The organism is Streptomyces sp. BK022 (genome assembly GCF_004217355.1).
Lineage (GTDB): Bacteria > Actinomycetota > Actinomycetes > Streptomycetales > Streptomycetaceae > Streptomyces > Streptomyces griseoluteus.
This window is the reverse complement of the sequence record NZ_SHKU01000004.1, coordinates 126,420-151,116: the sequence shown is the minus strand read 5'-3', so window position 1 is coordinate 151,116 and position 24,697 is coordinate 126,420. Positions and strand designations below refer to the sequence as shown.

The 24,697-nt window shown below is 65.9% G+C and carries 22 protein-coding genes; all 22 read right to left on the bottom strand.

Annotation, left to right across the window (positions count from 1 at the left end):
• Positions 1–108: 108 nt before the first annotated feature.
• The 22 genes from EV284_RS32990 to EV284_RS17070 all read right to left on the bottom strand — a co-directional run bounded on the left by EV284_RS32990 (position 109) and on the right by EV284_RS17070 (position 24,693).
• The gene (locus EV284_RS32990; protein ID WP_207229060.1) at positions 109–1,320 is read right to left on the bottom strand and encodes a hypothetical protein; all 1,212 of its coding nucleotides are present in this window, start codon (positions 1,318–1,320) and stop codon (positions 109–111) included.
• 124 nt (positions 1,321–1,444) lie between these two features.
• Positions 1,445–1,732: a hypothetical protein gene (locus EV284_RS17170; RefSeq protein ID WP_130335052.1), complete on the bottom strand. Its 288-nt coding sequence runs from the start codon at positions 1,730–1,732 to the stop codon at positions 1,445–1,447.
• 2 nt (positions 1,733–1,734) lie between these two features.
• Positions 1,735–2,346, bottom strand: a complete 612-nt coding sequence (locus tag EV284_RS17165) for a hypothetical protein (RefSeq protein ID WP_130335050.1) — start codon at positions 2,344–2,346, stop codon at positions 1,735–1,737.
• A 21-nt stretch (positions 2,347–2,367) separates the two neighbouring features.
• The gene (locus EV284_RS17160) at positions 2,368–3,594 is read right to left on the bottom strand and encodes a carbohydrate binding domain-containing protein (protein ID WP_130335048.1); all 1,227 of its coding nucleotides are present in this window, start codon (positions 3,592–3,594) and stop codon (positions 2,368–2,370) included.
• Complete coding sequence (locus tag EV284_RS17155; RefSeq protein WP_130335046.1) at positions 3,594–5,576, bottom strand: phage tail protein; 1,983 nt, start codon at positions 5,574–5,576, stop codon at positions 3,594–3,596. Before EV284_RS17155 ends, EV284_RS17160 begins: the two co-directional genes overlap by 1 nt.
• Complete coding sequence (locus tag EV284_RS17150; protein WP_130335044.1) at positions 5,577–6,227, bottom strand: hypothetical protein; 651 nt, start codon at positions 6,225–6,227, stop codon at positions 5,577–5,579.
• Positions 6,227–7,699 carry a baseplate J/gp47 family protein gene (locus EV284_RS17145; RefSeq protein WP_130335042.1) on the bottom strand — a complete coding sequence of 491 codons (1,473 nt, stop codon included), beginning with the start codon at positions 7,697–7,699 and terminating at the stop codon, positions 6,227–6,229. Before EV284_RS17145 ends, EV284_RS17150 begins: the two co-directional genes overlap by 1 nt.
• Complete coding sequence (locus tag EV284_RS17140) at positions 7,692–8,111, bottom strand: GPW/gp25 family protein (protein WP_130335040.1); 420 nt, start codon at positions 8,109–8,111, stop codon at positions 7,692–7,694. Before EV284_RS17140 ends, EV284_RS17145 begins: the two co-directional genes overlap by 8 nt.
• A 50-nt stretch (positions 8,112–8,161) precedes the next feature.
• Complete coding sequence (locus EV284_RS17135) at positions 8,162–8,461, bottom strand: hypothetical protein (RefSeq protein WP_130335038.1); 300 nt, start codon at positions 8,459–8,461, stop codon at positions 8,162–8,164.
• Between the two features lie 15 nt (positions 8,462–8,476).
• The gene (locus EV284_RS17130) at positions 8,477–13,264 is read right to left on the bottom strand and encodes a phage baseplate assembly protein V (protein WP_130335036.1); all 4,788 of its coding nucleotides are present in this window, start codon (positions 13,262–13,264) and stop codon (positions 8,477–8,479) included.
• Between the two features lie 13 nt (positions 13,265–13,277).
• Positions 13,278–14,429 carry a contractile injection system protein, VgrG/Pvc8 family gene (locus tag EV284_RS17125; protein WP_130335034.1) on the bottom strand — a complete coding sequence of 384 codons (1,152 nt, stop codon included), beginning with the start codon at positions 14,427–14,429 and terminating at the stop codon, positions 13,278–13,280.
• Positions 14,422–14,697 (bottom strand): hypothetical protein, encoded by a 276-nt coding sequence (locus tag EV284_RS17120; protein ID WP_130335032.1) that lies wholly within the window; start codon positions 14,695–14,697, stop codon positions 14,422–14,424. Before EV284_RS17120 ends, EV284_RS17125 begins: the two co-directional genes overlap by 8 nt.
• Positions 14,694–15,512, bottom strand: a complete 819-nt coding sequence (locus tag EV284_RS17115) for a hypothetical protein (protein WP_130335030.1) — start codon at positions 15,510–15,512, stop codon at positions 14,694–14,696. The genes EV284_RS17120 and EV284_RS17115 overlap by 4 nt, the downstream gene beginning before the upstream one ends.
• Positions 15,512–18,709, bottom strand: a complete 3,198-nt coding sequence (locus EV284_RS33540; protein WP_165425557.1) for an NlpC/P60 family protein — start codon at positions 18,707–18,709, stop codon at positions 15,512–15,514. Before EV284_RS33540 ends, EV284_RS17115 begins: the two co-directional genes overlap by 1 nt.
• Before the next feature lie 152 nt (positions 18,710–18,861).
• Complete coding sequence (locus tag EV284_RS17105; protein ID WP_130335028.1) at positions 18,862–19,731, bottom strand: hypothetical protein; 870 nt, start codon at positions 19,729–19,731, stop codon at positions 18,862–18,864.
• 27 nt (positions 19,732–19,758) lie between these two features.
• A complete protein-coding gene (locus EV284_RS17100; RefSeq protein WP_130335026.1) occupies positions 19,759–20,319 on the bottom strand; it encodes a phage tail protein in 561 nt (186 codons plus the stop codon).
• A 16-nt stretch (positions 20,320–20,335) separates the two neighbouring features.
• Positions 20,336–21,874, bottom strand: a complete 1,539-nt coding sequence (locus tag EV284_RS17095) for a phage tail sheath subtilisin-like domain-containing protein (RefSeq protein ID WP_130335024.1) — start codon at positions 21,872–21,874, stop codon at positions 20,336–20,338.
• A gap of 53 nt (positions 21,875–21,927) precedes the next feature.
• Positions 21,928–22,605, bottom strand: coding sequence for a hypothetical protein (locus EV284_RS17090; protein ID WP_130335022.1), 678 nt, complete (start codon positions 22,603–22,605; stop codon positions 21,928–21,930).
• A gap of 34 nt (positions 22,606–22,639) precedes the next feature.
• On the bottom strand, positions 22,640–23,158 hold the full coding sequence (locus tag EV284_RS17085) for a hypothetical protein (protein WP_130335020.1): 519 nt from the start codon (positions 23,156–23,158) through the stop codon (positions 22,640–22,642).
• Positions 23,155–23,967, bottom strand: coding sequence for a hypothetical protein (locus EV284_RS17080; RefSeq protein ID WP_130335018.1), 813 nt, complete (start codon positions 23,965–23,967; stop codon positions 23,155–23,157). The genes EV284_RS17085 and EV284_RS17080 overlap by 4 nt, the downstream gene beginning before the upstream one ends.
• 13 nt (positions 23,968–23,980) lie before the next feature.
• Positions 23,981–24,400 carry a hypothetical protein gene (locus tag EV284_RS17075; protein WP_130335016.1) on the bottom strand — a complete coding sequence of 140 codons (420 nt, stop codon included), beginning with the start codon at positions 24,398–24,400 and terminating at the stop codon, positions 23,981–23,983.
• On the bottom strand, positions 24,400–24,693 hold the full coding sequence (locus EV284_RS17070; protein WP_130335013.1) for a hypothetical protein: 294 nt from the start codon (positions 24,691–24,693) through the stop codon (positions 24,400–24,402). Before EV284_RS17070 ends, EV284_RS17075 begins: the two co-directional genes overlap by 1 nt.
• Between the last annotated feature and the right edge of the window lie 4 nt (positions 24,694–24,697).

Sequence of the window (24,697 nt, the reverse complement as noted above, 5' to 3'; positions counted from 1 at the left end):
TCCCATCTCGGGGTTTGTGGTGGGCCTCGGGGTGTGGTGGGCAAAAGCCCCCGGCAGTGAATTGAGGTCTCGAACCTCTTCAGCGCCGGGGGCTTTTGCGTTGCTCACTTACTCCCCGTCGAGTTCGAGGCCCTTCTCCTCGATCTCTGCCCGGGTCAGGTGGACGACCTTCTGTCCGGCCGGTATGCGACCGCGACCGCGTCGGGTGTAGTTGCCGTCCTCGTCGACCAGGAAGGCGAAGGTCTTGGACTCGTCGCGCGGACGGCCACGGCGCCGACGCGCCGGCTGCTCCGACTCCTCGTCCTCCTGCTTGTCCTCCTGGACGGCCGCACGCTCCTGCTTGGCGGCCTCCTGGTTGTGGGCCGCGTCGGCCACGGTATTAAGCGCCTTCTGGAGCAGTTCCGTCAGCGGCCGGTAGCGGACCGCGGCCTGGTTGATGACTGCGTTGCGCTCGTCCTCCAGCCGGAAGGCGTTGTAGGCACCCTCCAAAGCGGCGCCGATCAGCAGGAGGTCGAGGTCCTTGTCGGCGACCGGCTGCGCCTCGCGCTGGACCTTCTGGGCAGCCTGGTTGACCTGCTGCTCCAGGGTCTCCTGCTGCTCCTGGATGTCCTCCTCGACCGGGTTCACCTCGGGCTCCGGCTCCGGGTCGGCCTTGCGACCGCGACGGCGCGGCTTGGGCTCCTCCTCGGGCTCCGCCGGCTCGTCCTCCGTCAGCGGCTCCTCCTCCGGCTGGACCTCCTCGGGCTCGGAGCGACGGCCGCGGCGCCGGCCACGCTTGGGCTGCTCCGGCTCGGGCTCCGGCTCGGGCTCCGGCTCGGCCTGCGGCTGCTCACCGAAGGAGATGTCGTCGAGGCCGGCGGTCAGGTCCTTGGCCTTGATGCCCGCCTGCTCGGCCGCGTCCAGGAGGAGTTCGGCCTCGACGCTGCCCTCGTCACCCCACAGCAGGATCAGGTGCACCTCGTCGCCCGCACTGTCGGCCTCCTTCAGCAGGTCGACGACTCCAGCGGTGACGTTGGAGTGGTGGACGACCTCCTCGGCGTCCGTCAGGAAGGACTCGGTGGCGCGACTGCGCTTGTTGTCAGCGACGGCGATGTAGGGCAGGTCGGCCTTCTCGGTCCAGGCGAGGACCGTCTCCAGGCCGTCCGACAGGTGGTCCCGGGTGATCGGGAAGATGAGGTGGATCTCGCGGTCGCTGGGCTTGAAGAAGCCTGCCTCGTCCTCGTCGCCGAAGCCGAGCCAGTCGTTGAGCAGGTCCTTGATGTTCTCGGGGTCGACGTCAGCGGCGCCAGCGAAGGCCAGGGTGATGGGCTGCTTACTCAAGTTCTGCTCCCGGTGTTGGTGTGGTGGCCGCCGTGATCGGCGACGAAGAAGACGTTAGCGGTTACGTCTTCTAAATGCAAGAAAACCCCGCTTGTAAAGCGGGGTCTTCAAAGTGGTTTACACGTTAGGGCAGGTCAGGGACCCTGCGGCCGGTAGAGGGGTGCCGGCGAGGGAAGCGGATCGGGGTCGTATCCACCCCTCCCCCGCGGACCTGGACGTGCAGCAGCGCGACCACTCCGGCCGCTGCTGTGGCCGCCAGCCATGGGCCGGGCACCCGCTGGGCCTCGTAGGCCAGGCCGACCACGACGAGCGGCTGGAGGGCGGCCGGGATCGCGAAGGGCAGCAGCTCGCGCAGCCACTCCCACGCGGTGAAGGTGGCGAGCGCGATCAGCAGCAGCCGGAACCAGTCCATGATCAGATCGCCCTCGGGCCCAGGCCGCTGGTCTGCGGCTGCACGACGGGGATGTTGTTGGTGCCGGCCGGGTCCACCGCGGTCTGCGCAACGGAGACGACGGCCGGAACGACGACAGGCTCCAGGGACTGGACGACCGTGCCGACGACCGGGATCTTCTCGGCCGCCTCGACGACCTCCTGCACGCCGGAGGAGACGACGTCGGTGCTCAAGGGGAAGTCGTTGGTGATGCCCTGCTCGTCCTCGGACTGCTCGGCCACCTGCGCCACCTGGAAGTACTGCTCCACCTGGTGGCTCTCGGTATTAAGGACGATCTTGGCCTCGGCCACGAACAGGTTCTGGAGCGCGCCGAACCACGCGTACTTCTTCAGCAGGGAGTGGTAGAAGGCCGTACCGGACAGCCAGGCCAGGAACGCGGCGACCACAGCGGGCGCCCACACGAAGCCGGAGGGGTGCTCCTTGTAGACGGCCGCGGTGCCGGTAGCGACGGCCAGGACGGCGTGCGCGGCACCCTTGACGGTGGAATTGGTGGACGGCTTGGTGACCACTGCGACGATGGCGGGCAGCACCAGGCCGACGACGAGCGCGGCTGCGTCGGCGTAGTTGGTGAACATGGGGATCCTTAACGGTCGTGGTTACTGGGTCGGCAGAACGGCGTACTGAGGGGCATTCGCCGTGATTCCCAAAGGAACATTCTCTTCGAGCAGCGTTTGGATCAGGTAACTGCGCTCGATGTAGTTCTCGTAGTAGTACGAGCGCGCGAGGTTCGGGGATCCGCCCTGCTCCCACAGGTAGTCCTCGCCCATGGAGCCGTCGAAGTAGTCACGGACGGAGGCGCCTTCCTCGATCAAAACCCCGTCGACCCAGAAGATGCTCGACAGGCCCGCGGCCATGGTGCTCTTGAGGACGTTCATGCCCACATTCAGCGACGAGGAGGAGGCGGTGAAGGTGACATACAGGGTCCGCCAGCGCTTGTTCTTGGGATCCACGCGGCTGGCGGCCTGCGTCCACTTCGCTGCGCCCAACTGCGTCGAGCCGGTGCCGGACCACGGGGCGATGTCTCCGCAGCCCTGAGCGATGGCCACCTTGGCGCTCATGGTGTAGGTACGTCCCGGGATCAGGCCGGTCGCCTGGACGGAGATACCGCTGTCCGCGGTCGCCGTGGACGGCACGGTGACCTTCAGGGACTGGGTGCCTTGCCAGTGGTAGGCGTCCGCTGCGAGCGTGGCCTGGCCGGTCGAGCCGTAGCCGCTGATGCCGGATTCCATGTTGGGGTTGGTCGCGTAATTCAACCGGGTCGGCTTGATGATGACCTGGATCTCACGGGCGTTCTGGTAGTTGCTCGGGCCGGTAGATCCCAGCGGCAGCGGCTCGAACTGCACCGCGTCGAGGATCTGGTGTTTGTTCGCCGACATGGACGCGAACTTGAACCCCACGGAGGCGTACGCGGCCCGCTTCCAGGCGTAGCCGCTGCCGGAGACGGGATAGTCCACCGGGCCGGTGAACGCGGCGTAGGGGCGGCTGTAGGAGCCCGCGACGGCCGACTTCAGCGAACCGGAGTTGATACCGAACCACGCCATGGCCGGGTCCACACCCTGGTACGGGTAGTGGGAGAAGTCCTTGAACGCCGCGGCCGGCACCTTGATTGCGACCGCGAGGTGACCGCCGACGGTGAACTGCCCGGCCTCGGGTGCCAGCGGCTGCGGCCGGGGGATCTTGATACCGATGGATCCGCCGATCGCCAGCGTGCCGTCCAGCTCGGGTGAGGACACCCGGTAGCTGCGCACGACGATGGCGCCGGAGACGGGGATCCCCGGAGTCCAGTCGTCGTCGGCGCTGAAGGTGATGTCGTACGTGGTCATCACGTCACCGCCATTCCGACACGCGTGGCGGTGCTGAGCGCCGAGTTGGTGATGGTGAGCACCTGGGTTCCGTTCCGATAGATCGTGATGTTGCTGCCGGAGAAGGCGGCCGTGATCCGGTCACCGTCCGAGAAGGAGGTCGAGTAGGTGTAGGTGTTGGCCACAGAGCCGGACTGGACGAGGTACAGGCCCGTCCGCCCGGCCCGCCAGTAGTTGCTGGCGTCCTGGAGGCGGAAGACGACGCCCTGCTTGAGGGTGTTGCCGGGGTTGGTCAGGAACGTTGCCGACACCGTGCCGTCCGCGTGGCCGGCGATGGTGGCAATGGACGCCGTGGTGCCCACCGGGTAGGCCGATCCTCCCGAGTAGCCGCCGGAGGTCCACTGGCCCAGGGTCTCGGTCCAGGTCGCGGAGCCCAGGTCGGTGGTGCGGGTGGTCCAGTCGTTCCAGCCCTGGGAGAAGGAGTCGAGGACCTGGTAGGCGGGGACGGAGTCCGAGTAGAGCGCGGTGATCAGGGAGCCGTGGGAGTCGTAGTACTCGACGAACGGGTACACATTCACCTGCTCGCCGGAGTACGCCTGCGCGTATCCGGACAGGCACATCTGCACGCGGTCGTCGTAGCCGAGCGGGGTCCACTGGGTGTTCGCGGTCGGGGTGGCCGGCGGGGAGACGTTAACCGAGGCGGTCAGGGCCTGGTAGACGCGGCCGTGGTAGAGGACCATGTCGCCAGGCTGGTAGTCGATGTCCGGGTCCCAGGCCTTCCAGGTGTACGGGACGGGGATGCCGGAAAGGACTGGCTGCTGCGGATCCATGGAGGACTGCCCCGAGACCCGGCCGACGGAGCGCACACCTATCGTGGCGACCGAGCCGCCGCTGTTCGTGTTGCGGACCCACAAGGCGTTGCCCGCCTTGTCGTCGGGGTTGGTCGGGTTCTGCACACCGATGCCGACGAGGACACCGTTGGTGCCTGGGGTGACGCCCGCGGTGAAGGAGATCTCCTCCCACCCGGCCACGTGCCCGTTGGCGTCCACGAGGGTGCTGTCGGTGCCGTAGGAGACGACCGTCCAGTAGGCGTTGGAGGTGTTGGTGCCGGTGGGTGCCTGGGACTGGCCGTAGGCGCCGTTACTGCCAGCCTGGTACAGGTAGGCGCCGAACTCCACCTTCTCCCCCGAGGCGTAGTTCACGCCGGAGTCCCACTGCGGGAAGGTGGGGTGGTCGAAGTCGGCTTGGTCGTCGGAGAGCATGAGGTTGACGCCGGCCCGGAGGTCTGCGTCGTATCCAGTGGTTTCGGAGATGACCGAGCGGATCTGCTCCAGGGTCCCCTTCTGCCGGCCGAGGGTGGCTGCGTCCCGCACTCGCTGCCTGAAGAGGTAGGCCGGCGCCGAGGCTTCGTACTGGATGCCGAACTGCGTGGCCAACTGGGCGATGTTGTCGAAGCGGGTCCGCATCGCGTCGTTGGTGTAGCGGTTGCTGTCGTAGTACGACTGCACGATGTCGAAGCCGAACCCGAAGATGCTCAGGAACGGCTTGAGGTAGGGGTTTAGCGTGTTGGAGTCGTCGGTGAGGTTGTTGCCCTGCTTGACGTCGACCTTGTAGTGCTCGGGGATCAAGCTGTACAGCAGGTCGGTGTAGCCGTTGTTCTTCGGCATCAGGCAGGAGACGGTGCCCGCGCGGGACCACTGGCCGGAGGCGGAGATGAAGATCGTGTAGTACAGCCAGTGCCCGCCGACCACGCTGGTGTCGACGAACGAGGTTGCCTGGTGCGACTGATCGAGCAGGACCTCGCCGTCGTTCTCGTTGACGGCCCACCCGTAGCGGTTGCGGATCAGGCGCAGGGAGTCCCAGGAACCGGCTGGGGCCTTCCAGTCCAGCGAGACGGTGCTGTAGTCCACGGGCGTGGCTGTGAACGGGCTGACGTCGAAGTCGGGATGGATGTCCGTCCCGTACTGCGACAGCCCGTATATGGACTGTCCGTAGGTTCCCACTTAGTGCTCCCGGATCATGCACGCCGCCAGGTGCAGGTCGCCCACGGCGAGGGTCTTGCCGACCACGTCGTGGTACAGGTGCATCTCGATCTTCTGGCCCGCGGTGACCCAGTTCTGGTAGGTGACCATCTGGTGGGTGTTGCCGTCGGGGCTGGGAAGGTTGTCGTTCGTAGCGACCTGCTGGCCGCCCACCCAGATGTCGATCTCGCGGTCGGTGTACGGGGACTTGGTGTACGGGGTCCAGTTCAGCCACTTGGCGCGGGCGGTGATGATCCACCAGCCGGTGCGGTTGGCGGTGATGGTGGAGCCGTTCCACAAGCCCTCGGGGTCGTACGACGGCCGCGGGAAGGAGAGGGTCTTGCTCTTGGTGCCGGTGGCCGGGCGGGGGACGGAGTCGGCTGACTTCTGGAGGAAGACGGCAGGGGTGCCCTGGCCCCGTTGGATGGCGTCGAGCCGGTCGGCGACGGAGTTCCAGGTGTACTGCTTCATCTTGCCCTTGAGGCCCTGGTCCTGGTGCGGGAGGAGTCCCAGGGTCTGCTGAATGGCCAGCACCTCGTCCTGGAGGTTGTTCACGTGGCTGGCGTCGATGTCCTCGGTGTTGTTCTTGTGGACGGGGAAGGACTTGTACTGCTTCGGGTAGACGGCGGCCATTAGCCGATACCTCCGGTCATCGTGATGGACGAGATGTTGCCGACCTTGGGGATCTCCCAGGCCCGCATGACGATGTCGGCGGTACCGGTCTGGGCCGCATCCGCGCGGGCGACCATGGGGATGTCGACGTAGCGGACACCGTCCACGGCCAGGATGGTCTTGTAGAAGTCCGAGAGGGTCAGCCGCATGCCGAAGTCGACGTTGGCGAAACTGAGCATCGTCTTCAGCGCCTGCTGCACGTCGTAAAGGACGCTCGCCCGGGAGTACCGCGGCCAGCACTCGACGACGATCGGGTTGGAGACGTTGCCGACGTTCACGCCGACCGTGGTCGGGCCGGACACGGTGACCGTGGTGCCCGCCAGTGCCTTGGCCTGGAGGGTGTCCTGCACGCTCTGGAGGGTGGTCGCGCTCGGGGTGCCTCCGTCGGAGCCGATGACGAACACGCTGATGCTCGTGTAGGTCGACGCCACGGCGTTCGCGCGGACGATGCCGGGCAGGGTCAGGGCGAGGTCGGAGAAGTCAGCGAGGGTGACACACCGGTCCTGGGTACGGAAGATCCGCGGTGCGTTGGCCCTGATCTGGTCGTTGGTCTCCGGGTCGGCCCCGCCGCTCATGGCTGAGGTGATCGGGGTGCCATCGGAGTTGGTGGCGATGGTGACACCAGGCAGGGTGGAGGACGCGATGGCGTTGACGACGCCCGCGTTCACGTTGCCGACCGATCCGCCGCCCACGCGGTAAGTGGCGTAGACGGTCAAGTTGACGGTCGGGATTGCTCCGTTGAGGTTGTCTCCGAAGCGAATCCAGGTCGAGCCGGCGTCGTCGAGGTAGGTGGTGAACACTCGGTCGGCCGGCTCTGCATCCACCAGGTAGTCGATGTAGGTCCACTCGGTGAGGCTGTCGACGTTGTCCACGTACACCTTCACCGTCCCGCCGATGACCGGCACGTCCGGCAGGCGGAACTCCTGCACGGGCAGACCGTTCGAGGTACCGACGTTGACCTGGGTGCGGGTCACACCCTGGGTGACGGACACGACCGCGGTGCCACCGTTCTTGGGCACGGTGACATCGGTGTCGGTCTCGTACGTGATCGGCGAGTCGATGGTGTCGATGTAGTCCGTGACGACCTGGGTGCCCGCAGGCACGAGGACGGCAGGGCCCGGGTTGGACGTCTGGAAGGTGACGGTGCCGGTCGCGGGGACACCGTTGGACGGCTGGTAGCCGAGCAGGTCGGCAATCTGGAGCAGGCTCAGGCGCTGCGTCGCGGTCGGCAGGAACGCTTCCTGCTGGAGCCGGTCGCCGTAGTAGGAGAGGTTGTCGCCGAGGTAGGAGAACAGCTCGATCAGGAGCACGCCGAAGTCACCCTCGGAGGAGGGCACCCACTGGGGGAAGGCGCGGCCGGCGAAGTCGAGCAGGGACGTCTTGAAGCCTTCGTAGTCGCGGGACGTGTAGTCCACGGCAGGTGTGTCAGCCACTGATGACCTCGCTCACGGTGCCGCCGACGTGGACCACGGCGGTGTTGGTCTGGTTCGCGAGGCTGGACGGGCTCGTGCCGTCCTCGCGGCGGATGTAGTCGACCTCGACGCGTGCGAGGGACTGCTGGGTGCTGTCCTGGATCGGGGTGACCTGCTGGAGGAGTACGCCAGGCTCGTACGCTGCGAAAGCCGTTTCCACGGCACGGGTGATTTCCTGCGCGACGAATCGCGCATTGGGCTCGAACAGGAGATCAGCCACGGGAACCCCGTAATCCGGGAGCATGACCCGCTCCCCCGGCTGAGTGCCGACGAGCGCATTCACATGCTGGGCGATCTGCCTGTCCGGATTCGTCTCGACGGCTATGGTCCCGTCGGACGCGAGGCGAAAAGGAAATGCAATCTCGGTAGGCATGCTTGCATTGTCCCAGGAATGCCTACCGAGATTGCACTTACTGTTCTGCGTCAGATGCCGGGGAACGCCGCCTGGGAATCGGCGAGGACCTGCTCGTTCTCGGCAGCGATGTCGGCGTCGACTGCCTGCCGCGCCGTGTTGTAGTCCTGGGCGGCCTGGTTGTAGCGGCCGACGGCAGCGTTCTGGTTGGCGGCCTGCTCGGCACTGACCCAGGTGTCGCGTACGTACACCTTCAGCGACATCGTGACGATGTCCTCGTCCGACATCTGCGTGTCCGGCCAGGTGCCGTGGAACGCGGCAGCAACACGGGGCCACACGTCGTCGGGAATGGAGACGGTGATGTCAGCCATTAAGTTACGTCCTCGCTACTTGGTGTACGTGATTCTCAACTGGGGCGGGTGGGTGTCGCCGACACCATCGAAGATGCCGTAGTAGGTCTTGTCGGTTGTGGACAGGTCTCCGCCGAGCGTAATTCCACGATAGGGGGTGCCCGCGTTCCAACTGGAATTCCATGAGGACGGCAGCGTCACCCACTTTCCCGCGCCGACCGGCCAGGAAGAAACCGTCTGGTTTATGCCGCCCACACCCGCGAAACCCGTCGGCTCGGACGTGTTGGTGAAGACACCGATATGCGCGGTGCCGCCCGCGTTGTAGTACCAGTGGTTCGCGTACAGGTAGACCTCGACCTTGGAGACCTTCGCGGTGGAGCCCATGTCGGTGTACGGCTGCGTGCCGAAGTACACCATCGACTTCTGCTGGCCCCAGGTGCTGGAGTAGTAGCCCTGGTACATGGAGCCGTCGGTGTAGCCCGCGTTACCGAACCGGCGCGACCACACCGCGTTGTACGTCTTGGTGTACGTCTTCGTCGCCGTCACCGCGGCGCCACCCGTGTTGTAGACGCCGCCCTCGTGCACGGCCGGCCCGATGTCCTCGACGTAGAAGTCCGAGGACTGCGCCGGGGAGTAGTTCCGCAGGCCCCAGCCGGTGGCGTTGCCGGCGTGCTTCGCAGCGATCCACAGGATCCGGTGGTCGCCCGGCGCCAGGCAGGTGGTGGCACCGTAGTTGCCTCCACCGTCGGAGGAGCAGACGATCAGGCCCTCCACCACGGTGGTGCCGTCCGTACCGCCACCGTCGTAGTACATGCCGAAACAGCGGGCCATGATCGGGTCCGTGGTCTGGGGGCTGGCGCCGGTCGGGCTCCATACGGTGCACCCGTTGAGGGACGTGGCCGTGGCCGCCACAGCGATGCGGTTCTCCAGGACCTGGTTGCCTGTGCCGCCGTTGAAGTCGAACTGGGAGCGGGCCACGATGCGGTACATGCGGCCCTCGACGGCCGTGAAGGCCAGCTCGATCAGGCCGGTGTCCGTGGTGTAGTAGGTCGACGAGGTCGGCTTGTTCGTCCAGCCCCGCTCATAGGTGACCATGCCCCACGGCATGTTCCACAGCAGGTTCGACAGTTCCTGCCCCTGGTACCAGAACTGGCCAGTCGGGTCGTCACTGGACGCTCCGGCCGGGCGCTGCGGGGTCCACAGGGAGTTGAACGTGCCGACACCGTTGGGGTCGATAGACGCCTTGCCGCCCGCGAAGGTGGCGTAGGCGTTGGCCGTGGTCAGTTCGGTGTTCAGGGTGCCGTCCGGGCCGTACAGGCGGACGCCGGCTGCGGAGATGTCGGTCGCTCCGTAGCCCTCGCGCATGACCAGGACGTCGTCGATGCACAGCCACCAGGTGCTTGTGGTGTCGAGCCCGGTGGCGGTGCCCGGGGAGTTGTTCGAGAAGGACACACGTCCCCACAGCGCTCCCGTCGGCGCGGTCATCTCGAAGATGTCCTCGGAGTACCCGGTGGTGTTGTTGGTGGACTTGTTGTTGGCTCCGGCCATCTGGTCGGTCCAGGTGACCTGGTCCGGGCTGGTCTCGAAGGTGGCCTGGAGGCCGCCCGAGCCGTAGTACCAGTAGCGGAACATGTAGGTGGCTCCGGCGACCACGGGGAACGGGGCGCTGAGGATCTTCGCCCAGCCCGTGTTCACCGCGCCCAAGGACGCCTTGCCCTGGCCGGAGCGTGCCGGCGAAGTGCCCGCACCGATCTCGATCTTGGCGGTGTTGGGGCTGCCGCTGGAGGAGGTCGTCCAGCCGACGAGGGAGTTGTCCTCGAAGCCGGGGTTGGTGACGAGGTTGCCGGTGACGGTGCCCAGGGACAGGTGCGAGGCGTTGACGTTGCCCAGGTTGATGTTGGCCGAGTTGACCTGGCCGGTCTCGACGACCTCGATGGTGAACATGTCGACCTCGGCCGTGCCGTCACCACCGGAGTTGTTCACGTACAGGGAGGGGCTGATGTACCGGACGTTCTGGTGCAGGCGCATCGGACTGGTCGGGCTGGTGTTGGGGCCTGGGTCGCCGGTCGAGGCCGTGCCCTTGATGTAGCCGGTGTACACCGTCCACCCGCCGCCTGTGGTCTGCCAGACGGATTTGGCGGCGCAGTACGCCTGGCTGGAGCGCGAGTTTGATCCGGCGGTGTTGACCAAGGTCACGCCGTCGGCTGCGATGCCGGTGACGCCGACGTAGACGTTCTGGTTGGTGCCCGGGACGGAGTTGGCGACGGTCTGCCGGATGCGTGCGGTGACGCGGTAGGTGACGCCCGGGTCGAAGGGTATGAGGATGTCCGGCCGGTAGGCGCCGCTGACGTACCCGGTGCACCGCATGACGTAGCCGCCGGACGCTGCGTCGGGCACGCTGACCGTGGTCATGGTGCCGGTGGAGCCGTTGCTCCACTTGCTGGCGTCCAGTCCGAAGTCGTAGAACTTCTGGCCGACGGTGGCCTGGAGGCCGGCACTGAGTTTGTCGACGGTCAGGGCGCCTGCGGAGATCTTGTCGGCGGTGAGGGTGCCCGCGACCACCAGCGCGTTGTCGATGGCCTTACGCATCTTGACGTTGGTGACGAACCAGGAACCTGCGGCCGTCGTGGGAGAGGTCAGGGTGGAGCCGATACCGAAGGTCGCCAGGTACTTACCGGCCGGGATGGTGATCTGGCCGGAGATCTTCGTCCAGGTCTGCGCTGCCGACGGCAGGGTGGTGCCCACGCTCGGCCAGGTGACATTGGCGCCGTTGGCATCCCAGACGGTGAGGAAGAACCGCAGGTTGGCATTGCAGTCGGGAGAGGCCGCGACCCACGCCTCCACGTAGTACGACTCCCCAGGGGTTACCGGCATGCCGGTCGTCGTGGTGGTCGTGTGCTTCCACGTGAGGTCGGTGTTGGAGTTGGTCTGGTTAGCGATCTTGGCGACGTACGCGGCCGGGGCGCCCGTGGGCACGCTGGGGTCGCTGGCGACCGTCCGGACGATGTTGGAGTTCCAGTTCCAGGAGGTGCTGTTCTGCGTGAACTGGGGGTCCAGGAGGATGTTCGAGGTATCGCCGATGACCATCTTGTCCGTCGTGATGGACCGGGCCCCGATCACGGATGCGCTGATAGTGCCGGTGGTGATCGAGCCGCCGTTGATCGTCGTGGTGGTCGGGATGGTGCCGTTGTTCAACTGGTTGGCCGGGATGCTGACGCCCGCGCCGATGGAGCCGGTGACCGTGGTCGCCGAGGACGCCGAACCTGCCGTCGTCGCGGAGCCGGCCGTGGCTGCGGAGGAGACCTGCCCGGAGACGTTCGCGCCGGAGACCACGAGGTTGGTTGCGTCGATCTGGGAGGCGCTGACCTTCCCGACCGTGATCTTGGACGCGTCGATGGATGCGATGACGCCGGACTGAGCGGTGATCGTCCCGGCCGCCATCTGGTTGGCTGTGATGGTGTTCGCGGCGATCTGGTTGGCTGTGACGGTGTTCGCGGCCAGCCGGTCTCCGGTGATGGACCCGGCCTGGATCTGGGTGGAGGTCACCGTCCCGGAGGTGATCTTCGAAGCGTCCAGCGAGCCGGCCGCGATCCGGGCGGCGTTGAGCGTGCCGACGTTGATCTTGCCTGCGTCCAGGTCGGAGATCTTCGCGTTGTTGATCGCCGCGTCAGCGATCTGGGCAGTGCCGATAGCGCCGTTGATGATCTTCGCGGAGCCGATCGTGGCGTCCGCGAGCTGGGTGCCGGTGACGGCGCCATCAGCGATGTTGGTGGTGGCGACGGCCTGGGCAGCCAGCTTGCCGGCAGCGATGGCTCCGTCTGCCACCGCCTGTGTGTCGACCGCGCCTGCGGCCAGCTTGGTTGAGTCAATGGCACCGACGGCGATCTTCGCGGACGTCAGGGAGGCGTCGAGGATGTCCTGGGCGACGGCCTGCTTGGGCGTGTCGCTGTTCGAGGCGGACGGGGCCGAGGCGATGCCGACCTTGGAGTAGGCGACCAGCCGGTAGTAGTAGGCGCTGGCGTAGTTCTGGATGGGGTCGTACAGGAAGTCCGGGCCGGGCAGGGTGCCGACGACGACCGGGTTGGAGAAGTTCGAGGTGGTGTCCCGCTGCACCTGCACGTGGGAGAAGATCGCAGGCATGGCGGTGCCGGTGGAGTCCAGGCCGTCCCAGGTGACGCGCAGGCCCCCGAGCACGCCGACGACCCCCGGGGCAGAGGGCACCGGAGGCGGGGTGGACGCGGACGCCGTGGTGATGTTGGAGGTGGCCCACAGGGAGGTGTTGTTGCTGGTGTCGATGGCCGCCACCCTCACGTAGAAGGTGACGCCGGTATTAAGCCCGTCGAGGAGGACCAGGTCCTCGGTGGTGACCCAGCCCCCGGACCAGTTGCTGTTGTCGTAGGACGTCTGCAACAGGTAGTGCGAGAGGTCGACGAGGCTGGTGCCGTCCTGGTTCTCCGTGGGCGGGGTCCAGCTCGCCGTCACGCGGGCCTGGGTGGCGCCCTCGTCGGTGACGTACTGCACCGTGGTCAGGGTCAGCGCGGTCGGCTCCTTGGGCGGCAGTGCGTCCAGGGAATCACCCCCGGTACCGATCTGGTCGACCTGGTCCTGGACGTCCTTGATGCCGAGCGGGCTGTAGACAGGCTTAGTGATGTCGCCGCCGGAGAACTGCACCCACAGCGTCTGCCCGACCGGTGGGATGGTGTTGGTCGGGGATGCAGGTACGGCCCAGGCGCTCTCTGCATTTCCGAGGACCTGGGGAATGAGCAGGGTGACGCGGGCCTCGTTCAGTGGGTCCTGATTGTTGGCAACGCTACCCCGGTACATTCCGAGTACCGGATCAGCCGACATTGATGTCCTCCAGAAGAGATGATTCCCAGAACTGCCCGTTTCTCAGTACGGCGGGCACGGTGTCGAACTTGAATCGTTTGTTCGCATCGCTCCGGAATGTTACCGCGTAGGGTTGGTCCCTTTCCGCATCCACGGTCGTGGTGAATATCCAGCCGGCGTTCTTCTTGTCGCGGTTGATGAGGTGCTTTGTGTTCGTCACCATCCACCGGCCCTTGTTGTCAGCGGAAACGGAATTTCCACCGATACCGACCAGAGTTCCCGGGGCGATCTTCGCAGTCCCGTACAGGGTGGCCTGCATGGTGATCCAGCCGCGGGAGGCCAGGGTGCGGGCCTCCATGAGTGCCTGCGCATCGGCGTAGTTGTCCACGGCACGCGAGGTCGTGATGTGGTTGAGGAACGGGGCCGTGCCGGCGTCCGCCGCGGACGAGGCTTTGAGGACCTTGCCAGTCTTGGCGTCGAGTCCAGAAATAGCGGAGGTGCCGGTCGTCCCGTTGCTGCGGGGGATCATCGTGCCCGTGAGAATGGAAAGGCTTTGGAGGCTGTCCTGTATGCCGGGCTGCTGGTTCTTGCTGAACACCGGGATGTCCTGGGACTGCTGTCCGAGTAGGAGAATGCGTGGGTCCAGGAAATACAGGGTGGTGCCCTCGACCCAGAAACGGTAGCCAGTCTCGGCCGCGAGGTCGTTGACCAGTTTGAAATCGGACTGGCCCGCCTGCGCCCAGTAGGTCAGGCGCCGGGCAGACGGGGAGATGATGGTGCGCAGGCCATTCTCCCGGCCCACCTGCCGCACGATCGACGTGGGTGAGACGTTCTTCCAGCTCCTCGTACGCTGGGTGTTCATCGGCAAGGCGGTACCGATGCAGACGTATCGGACCACCACGTGCTGGGTGTCGGCTGAGGCGATCTCGCTGGAGTGGTGCACGTACCCGTTCCAGCGCACCAGGTCGGCGGGTGCGCGTCCGTAGTCGAGCGTGACTGGGGTCAGCTCTGCGTAGGGCTTCCTCGAAGTCGGTGCGGAGGAAACATCTATGAGGGCCATCGAGTGCACACCGAAGCCCTCGCGTATCTCGACGCGGGCGATGTAGCCAGTGACGTTGCCCGTCCCCATGAGCAGCCGGGTGACAGGTAGCTGCTCAGACATTGGGGATCCTGATGATCTGGCCCGGGGTCAGGACGGTCCAAGAGAGGATTTCCGGGTTGGCGTCGGCGATGCTCCACCACAGCAGCGGGTCGCCGTAGTAGTGCTCGGCGAGCAGGTCGATGCGGTCCGACGAGGTCACCAGGTGGTAGGTGAACTGGAACGCCCACTCCTGCTGCCGGCTGGGTACGACGGTCAGGTTGGTGCCCCGCGCGGACGCGACCAGCGCGAGGTTGGAGTCCTTGTAGCGCGAGTTCGCGGAGATCGTCACCGTCCGGCCTTTCCGCTCTTGTTGTTCTGAGGGTTGAGGATGCTGGGGTTCTTGTAGTCCGGCAGCCCCGGCAGCTTGCCGGTGGAGTGGGTGCGGCCGTCGCTCTTGGAGGTGTTCCGCGGGAGCAACTGCATGGTGATGCTGACCTGGCAGCGGACCGGGATCATCGACGAGGACCAGTGGGTGTACTGGACGTCCAACTCCTGGATGACGCCGTAGTAGTCGAGGTAGTCGCCGAAGACCACGTTGACCGGCACCCACAGCATCGGGCCGGACGCGCCGTTGGTGAACGCGCCCTTGGTGTAGGACAGGTCGGTGTCCGACAGCTTGGTGCTTGAGTCCCCGTCGGGGACGTTGATGTTGGAGGCGATACCGGTGATTTTGTACAGGGCCAGCACGTCGTAGGCGACGCCCATCGTGGCGACGTCGTACGAGTGGGCAACCTGCGAGGAGTCCCACAGTTCGTAGGTGCGGTCGAAGAGCAGGTCGAACTGGACCGTCTGCGACAGCGGCAGGATCGCCTTGCTCGCCGACACGTCGTTGGGGTCGAGGGAATTCTGGTCCGCGAGGACGTTGGTGTTGATGGAGTGCGTCAGCGTGACGACGCTCGGGTTGTACAGGAAGTTGCACCTGTACTTCGTCCCCTTGATCGCCTTGTCAGTGATGATCCATCCGCGGGACAGGGAAGCGTTGTACGTGGTGCTGGTGCCGGTGCCGTTCCCGTGCTTGTCCGTGGCGTAGGGCGAGTACATCCACGTTGGGATGCTGGTGATCCGGGGATCGAACTCTCCGTTGTCTACGATCTTGCTTGCCATCAGTTACCTGCCGCGATGAGGTTGATCCGGTTGTCCTCGGCCAGCGCGTTCATGAACTGCTGAGCAGCGTCCCGGGCGGACTGCTGGTCCATGACGCCCTGAACCTGGATCACGACGGAACCGGAGGCGAAGTTGAGTTGAGCGGCCTTGGCGGCCGAGGTATTAAGCCCGCCGGCCAGCGGGGTGTTGCTCGCCAGGGCCTTTCGCATGGCCTCGGCCTGTGCGGCCGGGATGATCATCTCGCCCTTGTGGACGCGGGCCGTCTGGTCGACGTCGATGTTCGTCGAGCCGACCGCGTATCCCTTGTACGCGCCGCCGTTCGCCATGGACTTGATACCGGGAACGTTGGCCAGCGAGCCGTACCGCGACTCGGCGTAGCGCACCCCGGCGATGATGTTGTCGACGGGGTTCCAGATGTCCTTGTGGCCCTTGATCGAGTACGCGTTGAACGTGGGGTCGATGGTCTGGAGGATGCCCTTGGAGGGGTGCCCCGCCTTGGCGTTGGAGTCGGTGAGGTTGACCGCGTGCGGGTTACCGGACGACTCGTGCATGGCCATCGTGTTCACGTACCGCTCGTTGGCCGAGGTGTCCTGGTGAAGGATCCCGAGTGCCGACTTGATCCACGACTTCAGGTTTCCGGTCGGCATGGAGCCAGGCACGGCGCCGTTGTCGCCGTTGCCCTTGGCCGAGGACTGGTTTGCACCCACGCCGGAGCCGACGCTGGCAGCACCGTGCGCGGAGATGCCGGCCGCGATGGCGTCGGACTCCTCGATCGAGCCGTAGTTGCCGACGTCACCCCCGAAGCCCATCGTGGACAGCCGGTTGGTGTCACCGCCCGCCTGGTTGGAGGCGTCGTCGGAGTTGGTGAGGTCGCCCATGTTGCCGACCGCGCCCAGGATCCTCACGGCGTTGGTGAACTCGCCCGGCTTGTAGGAGCGGATGCGGACCACGGAGCCTGTGTGGGGCGCCTCGATCAGCTTGCCGTTACCGATGCACATCACGACGTGGTGCGCGGGGTTACCGACGAACATGAGGTCGCCCGCCCGCTCCTGGCCCATTTTGACCGGCTTACCGGCCTTCTGCTGCTGAGAGGCGACACGCGGCAGGGAGACACCGATCTGCTTGAACGACCACTGCATCAGGCCGGAGCAGTCGAAGCCCTTGGGTGTGCTGCCACCCCACACGTACTTCACACCGAGGTACTTCATGGCGACCCTGATGACGGCCGCGGCGGTCTTGCCTGCGCCGGACGTACCCGTGGCGACTGCACCAGACTTACCGGTGCCCTGAGCCGCAGCCGCGCTGCCGCCTGAACCGGCACCGCCGAAGAAGTTGCTGTAGATGCCCATGCCCGCGCCGATCGCGCCACCGACGCCGGCACCGATGGCCGTGCCGAGGACAGGGACGACCGAGCCGACCGCGGCTCCCACGGCAGCACCGGCTCCGGCATCCACGCCGACGTGGCTCCACTTGTTGGCCGTCTTGCCGTGGACGTACTTGTCGACCAACTTCGAGCCGAAGTGGTGGATACCCCACCCGGCCAGACCGCCGAGGCCGATAATTCCAGCAGATCCGAGCAGGCCCAGACCGCCGGCTGCTGCTGCCCCTTCTCCGAGGCTGGTGATACCGAAGGCACCGTCCGCGCCCGCCGTGGCCGAGATCATGCCGCCTTCACCGGCAGCGCCAGCACCGCCGGCACCGCCCATGCCGAAGCCACCGAGGCCTCCGCCGCGGCCGAAGAGGCCACCGAGACGGCCGAGCTGGCCCAGGCCGCGCATCATGCCCAGCGTGCCCAGGCCGCCACCGATCGCGCCACCGAGCATGGACGTGACACCACCGGTGTAGCCGATGACGCTGTCGGCGCCCGTGGACTTGAGGATCTTCTGGAGGACGGTGTTGAACTTGTCCAGATACTTCACCGACGTCTGCAAGCCGGAGGTGAAGGAGTCGTTAATGGCGGCGTCCTGGTTGCGCTTCGTTCCGGCGTAGTCCAGCAGAGCCTGCGCGTTGGAACCGCCGATCTTCCAGTCCTTCAACTTGGCCCTGGCGGCGTTGTCGCCGTCGAGGGCCTTCGTCATGGTCCGGTCGTACTCCTTGAAGGACGCCCCGCCGAGTTGAGCGGACGCCATGCCGGTGAGTTCGATCTGCACCTGGTGGGCCAAATCGTTGCCGAGGGTCTGCCTCAGCATCTGGTTGACCCGAGAGTTCTGATTGATGAACGTCGCCTGGAGCTGCGCCCGGTTCTTGACGTCCTTGCCGCCGTACTGGTTGAACACCTGCTGGGCGATCTGTCGAGGGTTCTGGCCCTTGCCGCCCTTGATGGTCTGCACGCCGATGATCTGGCCGCCGTAGTAGGCGCCAGGAGTCCAGGCAGCAGCCATCCCGGCCGTGCGCTGCGTCTCGGACTGCGAGGGGTCGAGGAAGCCTGCGCTCTTGGCCCAGCTCCAGTTGGTGTTGAAGTTGGAGGAGCCGGGAGAGGAGCCGTACGAGGCGAGGTTGGTGTAGGCCTGTGCGGCGTCCGCGGTGCTGTAGGCGGTGTAGTTCTTCACCGTCATCTGGTTCTTGAGCGGCGACCATCCGCCGTTCGTGCCCATGGATGCCTGGTAGGCAGCGGTCTGCATCACGACCTGGTCGTGGAGCTTGCCGGTCGACCACGCGTACAGGCCCTGGAGGCCGGACTTGAAGGAGTACGGGGCGTGGCCGCCGTTGTTGGAGGAGCCCCCACCCAGGCGCGGGGTGTTGATGCCCCCGCCGGAGCCGCCCGCGTTCTGCTGGCCGCCGTTGTTGGACGCCCCGCCGCCCTGGCTGGACTGTCCGGAGAAGGAGGAGCCGCCACCGTTGGCCGTGCGGGCCCAGGAGCGTCCAGTGCTGCCGGCCCTCGGGGTACCGGGAGCAGCGGGGGCGGTGGCAGGGGCGTCCGCGCCGCCGTTGGGCCGGCCGTGGGCGTAGTTGCTGGTGTTGTTCCAGATGTCGTTGGCGAGCATGCCGAAGCCCCGGGCGCCCTGAGTGGACCCGGAGCCTCCGCTCCTCCAGCCCGAGACGAACTGTCCCGAGCTGGAGTTCTTCAACTTGTCGGTGGCGGACTTCAGCCCCTTGTTCAGGGCGTCTACGTTCTTCGCCAGTTCAGAGATCGCGTCCTGGGCCTTGTTCCAGCCCAGGAGCGGTCCCTGCCCCGCCACCGTTCCTTCGTTAGCCATTATCCGCCTCAGCAATCCGCCTATTACGCTGCGCCCTGAACCACTTCACCCAGTGCAGGCGCTCACGTACGGTCAACCGGCGAATTTCGCTGAGGCTCCAAGCCGGGGATAGCTCGACTAGTTGCTCGTATTCGAAGTACGTGTCGTGGTAATTACAGGCCCTGAAACAGGTCCCCCGCTGAGATGAAGAGGGGGACCTCCTTTCCGCACGAATCGTGCGTGAACTTGACATCATTGTATTGCGGACCCGGCTGGTTCTTCTCAATCGCTTCGAGAATGGTCTTGCGGTCCGCGATGCCGAGAGAGCGGGCGAAGTCGGGATTACCGGAAACGGCGTGTTCGCTGCCGTCCGCCTCGACGACGGAGATGATGCACCGCGAGAGCAGGAGGGTGTTCTGCTCGGAGTCGGTGGCGCGTTCGGCGACGGCGAGGAGGGCTTCCTGGTCGCTGCCGACGGGCAGGCGCACGAAGGCCTTCCGGCCGCGGCGCAGTTCCACCTCGAAGACGCGCTTGGACGGGTCGTCCAGCCGGCGCACCGGGATCTCGTCGAGGGTGATGGTGAGGTGGAACTCCTCACCGCACCACGGGCAGGAGTAGTGCTCCCACTCGACCTCGTCACCGTAGGTGGCGCGGCGGATCTCCAGCAGGAGCATGTCCCGGTCGCCGAGCAGCAGCTCGGACAGGAGGGCCGGCGTGGCCTTCATTCCTGCGACGGAGACGGTGCCTGCCTGGAGCAGGGTGGAGACGAACTTGCCGATGCCACCGGAGCGGGCCTTGGTCAGGGCCTCCTCGTCGGCGCCGGTCAGTTCACGCACCTCGGCGTCGTAGCGTGCCGAGGCGTAATCGCCGCCCAGAACGTAGCCTCCCGGCAGGGTGAAGTTGCCGCCTGCCGGGAGACTGATGTTGGGCTTGGCGACCTCTTCCTGCTTGGCCTCGTTCAGCAGCGCATTGATCTGCGCGTTGGCCGCCGCAGGGTTGTCGAGGGGGTTGATGTACCCCTCGGTATTAAGGTCGGTAGCCACGGATTGTGCTCCTAGTTAGTAGGGGTATTACTTCGAGTTGAAACTCACGCCAGACGAGCCTACATCGCTCGCCAACTTGAACTCGAATCCCTCATGCGCCAAGGTCATTTGCTGGACGACGATCGCATTGGCGCCCGCGTCGAGGTCCGAGAACGCCACCGCCGTGGGCCACGCGTTGTAGATGCGGAATCCCGCCTTGGCCGGAGTGTTGCCAGAAGTCACCGGGTGGTCGAGTACGTAGACGTCCACGTTGACGCGGAAATTGTCTCCGGCCTTTCCGAAGCCTTGTCCCTGCATGACGGTGAACAACTGCTTCATCCAGTCCATCATCTGGGTGTCGCCAACGGCGAGGCCCTTGGAAAGGGTGATGGGGGCGAAATCGCTCTGCCCTGGCATCTTCTGCGTCGTAGTGTTCATTCCGCCCTCACGGTACGGAATCACCTCGGTCGTGACGTTCAGGCCCGAAACGGACATGAAGCCCATGCGTGCGAAGTTCTTGAGCGTCGGGTGCTGGATCTGTACTTGAAATTTAAAATTTCGCAAGGGATCCGAAGCGATGTGCCCCACGCTCGGCTTGGTCTGAGCCATCAGTCAGTTACCTCTCTCAGGAAGTGGTCTCGGTAGCGGTCGAGCCGCCGGAGAACTGGCCGATCGAGATCACGATGAACTCGGCCGGGGTCTGGAGCGCGACGCCGACCTGGACGTTGACCACGCCATTGGCGACGGACGCCGGGGTGTTGTTCGACGAGTCGCAGACGACGAAGAAGGCCTGGTCCGTGGTGTTCCCGGCGAGGACACCGGTCTGCATCAGGGTCAGCAGGTACTGCGAGATGACCGAGGAGATCTGGTCCCACAGGATCTGGTCGTTGGGCTCGAAGACCGCGAAGCGCGTGGCGTCGAGCAGTCCCTTCTTGATCATCATCAGGGACCGGCGGACCGAGACGTAGCGGTCCGGCATGTTCTGCGACAGGGTGCGCGCGCCGTAGATGACGAACCCGGTGCCTGGCATCGACTTGATGACGTTGATGCCTGCGACGTTCAGTGCGTCCTGGTCGTCGTTGGTGAACCGGAACTGGACGTCCAGCACGCCCTTCAGCGCGGTGTCGATGCCGGCCGGGGGCTTCTGCACACCGCGGGAGGTGTCCATGCGGCTGTACTGGCCGAGCACCGCACCCCCAGGCGGCAGCAGGCGGGACGAGCCGGCCGCTGCGGTCGCCGGGTCGTTCACGATCAGCCACGGGCCGTAGACGGCCGCGTAGGACGATGCCGTCAGCGCCGAGCCGCCCGTGGACATGCCCTGGAGGGACAGCGCGTAGGAGTGGGCGTTGTCGGCCGAGGTGGCCTTCTCGCCGTCCACGACGACGAACACGGTGCCCTGGGTCTCAGCCCAGGCGATGATCGGGTTCAGGACAGTCGCGTCCGTGACGCCCGGCAGGTTCAGGACCAGGTTGTCCTCGACGATCTCCAGGCGCTTGGCAGCCGCCTCCAGGTCGATCGCAGCCGCACCGTCGGTGCCGCCGGCCAGCGGGGTGCCGGTCTGGATTGCCGGAGCGTGGGTCGCGTCCCACTGGGTATTAAGCAGGCTCTGGATCTGGATGACCGCCGAGCCGGTGACCGGAGAGTTGATCAGGGCCTCAGCGTTGCGGGAGTCGGCCGGGTCCAAACTGACGTCGGTGAAGCGCTCCTTGAGGAAGGCCGCGGTGTCACCGCCGACGTACACGTACAGGTCGAAGCGGCCACCGCCGGAAGACGAGGCGGCCACGTCCAGGTAGATCTTGTTGCCCCACGTGCCGGGGCTGATGGCGGTGACCTTCAGGGTGGGCTCGGGGGTGACCTCGGTGTCCTCCAGGGTCACGGAGGCAGCGACGGCGTCGGAGGCCGCAGCGCGCACGATGTAGGCCGCGTTGCCGCCGTTGTTGAAGAACTGGTAGAGGGCAAACGGCAGCAAGTCCGAGGTGTCGCCGAAGCCGCCGTACGTGGCAACGTACTGCGACCAGGACGAGACCAGCGTTGGCTGGAGCGACCCGCCCTGCTTGTTCGTCCCGACGAAGGCCGCGACGGACCCGCCCGGGGTGCTCACGGTCTGCGCGAGCGGGGTCAGCGTCTCCGACAGGTAAACGCCAGGCCGCTTGTAGACAGTCATCTGTTTCTCCTGGGTAAGGGTTAATTCCTGGGGCTACGAATTCTGGGTCCGGGTCATGGGCTGGTTACGTGGTCCGAGAAGTATTCGAGGTCCAGCGCCACGCTGCTCGCCTTGACGTAGGCGTCCGCAGTGGACGGAAGCATTTCGCTGGAGACAGAGATCAGGTATTCGCGACGGAACAGACGCTTTCCGTTCTCATCGCGGGTATCAGCCAGCTCGGGGCCACCGAGAATGTCCAGGCGCCGAACGGTGCCGTCCTCGGGAATCTCAAGAAAACCGAAACGCGCCGGGAGCAGGTCGCGCTGCATCATGCGAGACGCCAGCGCAGTGTCGTGCTCGGCAAGACGCGTAAAGACAGAGATCCGGTACCGCAGGTCGAAGGGGATCGGGAACTCCATCAGGTACGGGGAGGCAGTGACGTCGTACGTGGTGGCGCCGTCCTCCCACCAGCCCGACGTTCCCTCCGGCGCGTACGGCAGCCAGATCTGGCCGCGGTGCTCACGCTCGTCCGCCTTCTCGATGCCCGCGTGCTCGATGACGATCAGCGGGAACGTCTGCTGCGCCAGCTCCACCTCGGGAAGGCGATAGCGCACCGGGACGGGTCGTCCGTCCGGTGCGTTCGCATCGGTGACAGTGAGGCCCTGAAGTTTCGCCTTAACGGCGCGGTCCTCGTTGATGAGCCACGGCAAAGCAGGCCTCGCGGATCTCGAATAGCGGAAGTCTTCCGCCATTCAGGATCCCAAGAAAGCCGGGGAACTTTATAAATCAGGACGGCTGCGCCCAGTGCGCGAACTGCGCATCGTTGACCAGCTCGTCTGGATTGACCTGCGCGCACTCGATACCGACGATGATGTCTCGGTTCTGAATCTGCCCGAGTACGGCAATCGACGTCACCCGGAATACCGTCTCGTCGTAAACGATCCGGTCGGTGAGGTACTTGCCGTGCTTGACGTCCTGGTCGGTGAATCCCATCTTGCGCAGGGAATCGAAGGATGCGGTGATGGAGAGGTTGTCCACCGAGTACAGGCCCTGCGGGGTGTCCTGCGAGGCGCCCTGAGAGTGGATGACGTGCAGCGCCGGGATCCGGTACGGGCCGGCGTACACCTTGCCCTGGCCGGTCGCCTCGTCGTACAGGTCCTCCGCGGCCGGGTCGGTGTGGGAGTAGCGGTAGTACTGGACCATCTCGCCGATCTCGTGCTGGCGCCCCCGCAGGGACGCCATGATCTCGGTCGTCTCGTAGTTGGCGTTGAAGCGTCCCGACCGCTTCCAGTCGAGCCGGCTCACCACCAACCACCCCACGTCTGCGACGGCACACCGGACTCGTCATCGTTCTGGTGACCCGGCCCGATCGGCGGCAGCACCCGCTGGGGCAGGGAGTAGTCGTCGTACTCGCGCTCGCGGAAGATGGGCACCAGGCGGCCGGTCGTACGGGAGACGCGGCGCAGGTTGGTGACCTCGATCGCGTACAGGCCGACGTTCATCTGGCTGCACAGGAACTTGTACCGCTCGGTGAGCGCGTTGATCTGCGACTGGATCTGGTCGAAGCGCTGGCGCCGGTCCACCGAAGTCCCATCGGCCGTCTGCACGTTGATGTCCGTGCTCGCGTCCGTGGACAGGGCCCACAGCGCCTCGACGACCGCGAGGTAGACCACGAGGACGTCTTCCTCCGGCGGGAGGGTGGAGAAGTCGACGGGCTCCTCGTTGTAGCGGATGAAGCCGTCGGTGTCCCGGTACCGGGTAGCGATGGTCCGGCCGCGGTTGTGCTGGGCGAAGGCATCCCCCAGGTACATGTCCAGCTCGTCGTCGGCGAACAGGCTGTAGGACTGCCCGGAAACGAGCAGCAGCGCGTCCAGCGGCAGCGGCTGGGTGAGGGTGAGGATGCCGTTCAGGGGGTCCAGCACATAGTCGGTGCCGGTATTAAGCACCGTCTGGGTTGTGCCGACGACCTGGACAACCTCCAGGCCGGTGACGTTGTTGGCACTCAGTTCGTACTCGGCGACGTCCCCTGTGCCCCGGATGGTGTCACGGAACGGCGTCAGCCGGTCGCCCAGCTCCGAGCGCATGCGCGTACGCAGATCCTCAAGGGTGGCCATTCCGCGACTCCTATCAGGCGTTCAGGGTCAGGGCGCCGGCAGCGATCTGAAGGCTCTCGTTCGTCGCCGCCTGCTGCGGGCTGTCGATCGGCCAGGCGTAGATGACGGCACCGGTCGTGCCGGACGCGGAGGTGACCAGGGCGGCGTACGTCGCCGAGTCCGTCATGTCCGCGGTGAAAGGCCCGAAGAACAGCAGGCTGTTGTTGGCCGTGGTCATAGGGGCGCCGGCCGGCGCCGTCCAGGTGACCTGCTGCCGCGCGTAGCCAGGGGTGGAGACCTCCGCCATCGTGGTGATGTCGTAGGTACCGTCGTCCCCGGTCGGGTCAGCGATGAGCAACGCCAGGTAGGTCGTGCGAGGCGCAGTGATGGCCACCGCCCGGCCGGTGAGGAAGTCGAGGGCGTTACCTGCCCAGATCGGGTTCGTACCAGCCATCAGTCAACCTTCTTGAACATGCGCTGGAAGTCCGAGAGGTGCAGGGTGAACTGCCGGATGGCCTTGCCAGGCGCGTGGCTACCGTCATCGGTGATGACGTGGGTGTCGAATTCGTGCGCGAGCAGGACGGAGTCCTCGCCTGCGTGGCCGATGCCGGCGGTTCCAGCGGGGTGCACGTCGACCACGGCAACCACGGAGCCGGTGGGCAGGTGACCCAGGCCGGCCCCGTGGCCTTCGGCGTTCTCCAGCACGTACGCCTCACCCATGGACGGGGAGGGGGCGGGAGTAGTCATTTCG

Excerpts from the sequence above, each read along its gene's own strand:
- EV284_RS17095 (WP_130335024.1), bottom strand. The coding sequence starts at position 21,874 with ATGACTGTCTACAAGCGGCCTGGCGTTTACCTGTCGGAGACGCTGACC.
- EV284_RS17165 (WP_130335050.1), bottom strand. The coding sequence starts at position 2,346 with ATGTTCACCAACTACGCCGACGCAGCCGCGCTCGTCGTCGGCCTGGTG.
- EV284_RS17115 (WP_130335030.1), bottom strand. The coding sequence starts at position 15,512 with ATGGCAAGCAAGATCGTAGACAACGGAGAGTTCGATCCCCGGATCACC.
- EV284_RS17160 (WP_130335048.1), bottom strand. The coding sequence starts at position 3,594 with ATGACCACGTACGACATCACCTTCAGCGCCGACGACGACTGGACTCCG.
- EV284_RS17150 (WP_130335044.1), bottom strand. The coding sequence starts at position 6,227 with ATGGCCGCCGTCTACCCGAAGCAGTACAAGTCCTTCCCCGTCCACAAG.
- EV284_RS17130 (WP_130335036.1), bottom strand. The coding sequence starts at position 13,264 with ATGTACCGGGGTAGCGTTGCCAACAATCAGGACCCACTGAACGAGGCC.
- EV284_RS17070 (WP_130335013.1), bottom strand. The coding sequence starts at position 24,693 with ATGACTACTCCCGCCCCCTCCCCGTCCATGGGTGAGGCGTACGTGCTG.
- EV284_RS17125 (WP_130335034.1), bottom strand. The coding sequence starts at position 14,429 with ATGTCTGAGCAGCTACCTGTCACCCGGCTGCTCATGGGGACGGGCAAC.
- EV284_RS17075 (WP_130335016.1), bottom strand. The coding sequence starts at position 24,400 with ATGGCTGGTACGAACCCGATCTGGGCAGGTAACGCCCTCGACTTCCTC.
- EV284_RS17170 (WP_130335052.1), bottom strand. The coding sequence starts at position 1,732 with ATGGACTGGTTCCGGCTGCTGCTGATCGCGCTCGCCACCTTCACCGCG.
- EV284_RS17140 (WP_130335040.1), bottom strand. The coding sequence starts at position 8,111 with ATGCCTACCGAGATTGCATTTCCTTTTCGCCTCGCGTCCGACGGGACC.
- EV284_RS17135 (WP_130335038.1), bottom strand. The coding sequence starts at position 8,461 with ATGGCTGACATCACCGTCTCCATTCCCGACGACGTGTGGCCCCGTGTT.
- EV284_RS17080 (WP_130335018.1), bottom strand. The coding sequence starts at position 23,967 with ATGGCCACCCTTGAGGATCTGCGTACGCGCATGCGCTCGGAGCTGGGC.
- EV284_RS17100 (WP_130335026.1), bottom strand. The coding sequence starts at position 20,319 with ATGGCTCAGACCAAGCCGAGCGTGGGGCACATCGCTTCGGATCCCTTG.
- EV284_RS17090 (WP_130335022.1), bottom strand. The coding sequence starts at position 22,605 with ATGGCGGAAGACTTCCGCTATTCGAGATCCGCGAGGCCTGCTTTGCCG.
- EV284_RS33540 (WP_165425557.1), bottom strand. The coding sequence starts at position 18,709 with ATGGCTAACGAAGGAACGGTGGCGGGGCAGGGACCGCTCCTGGGCTGG.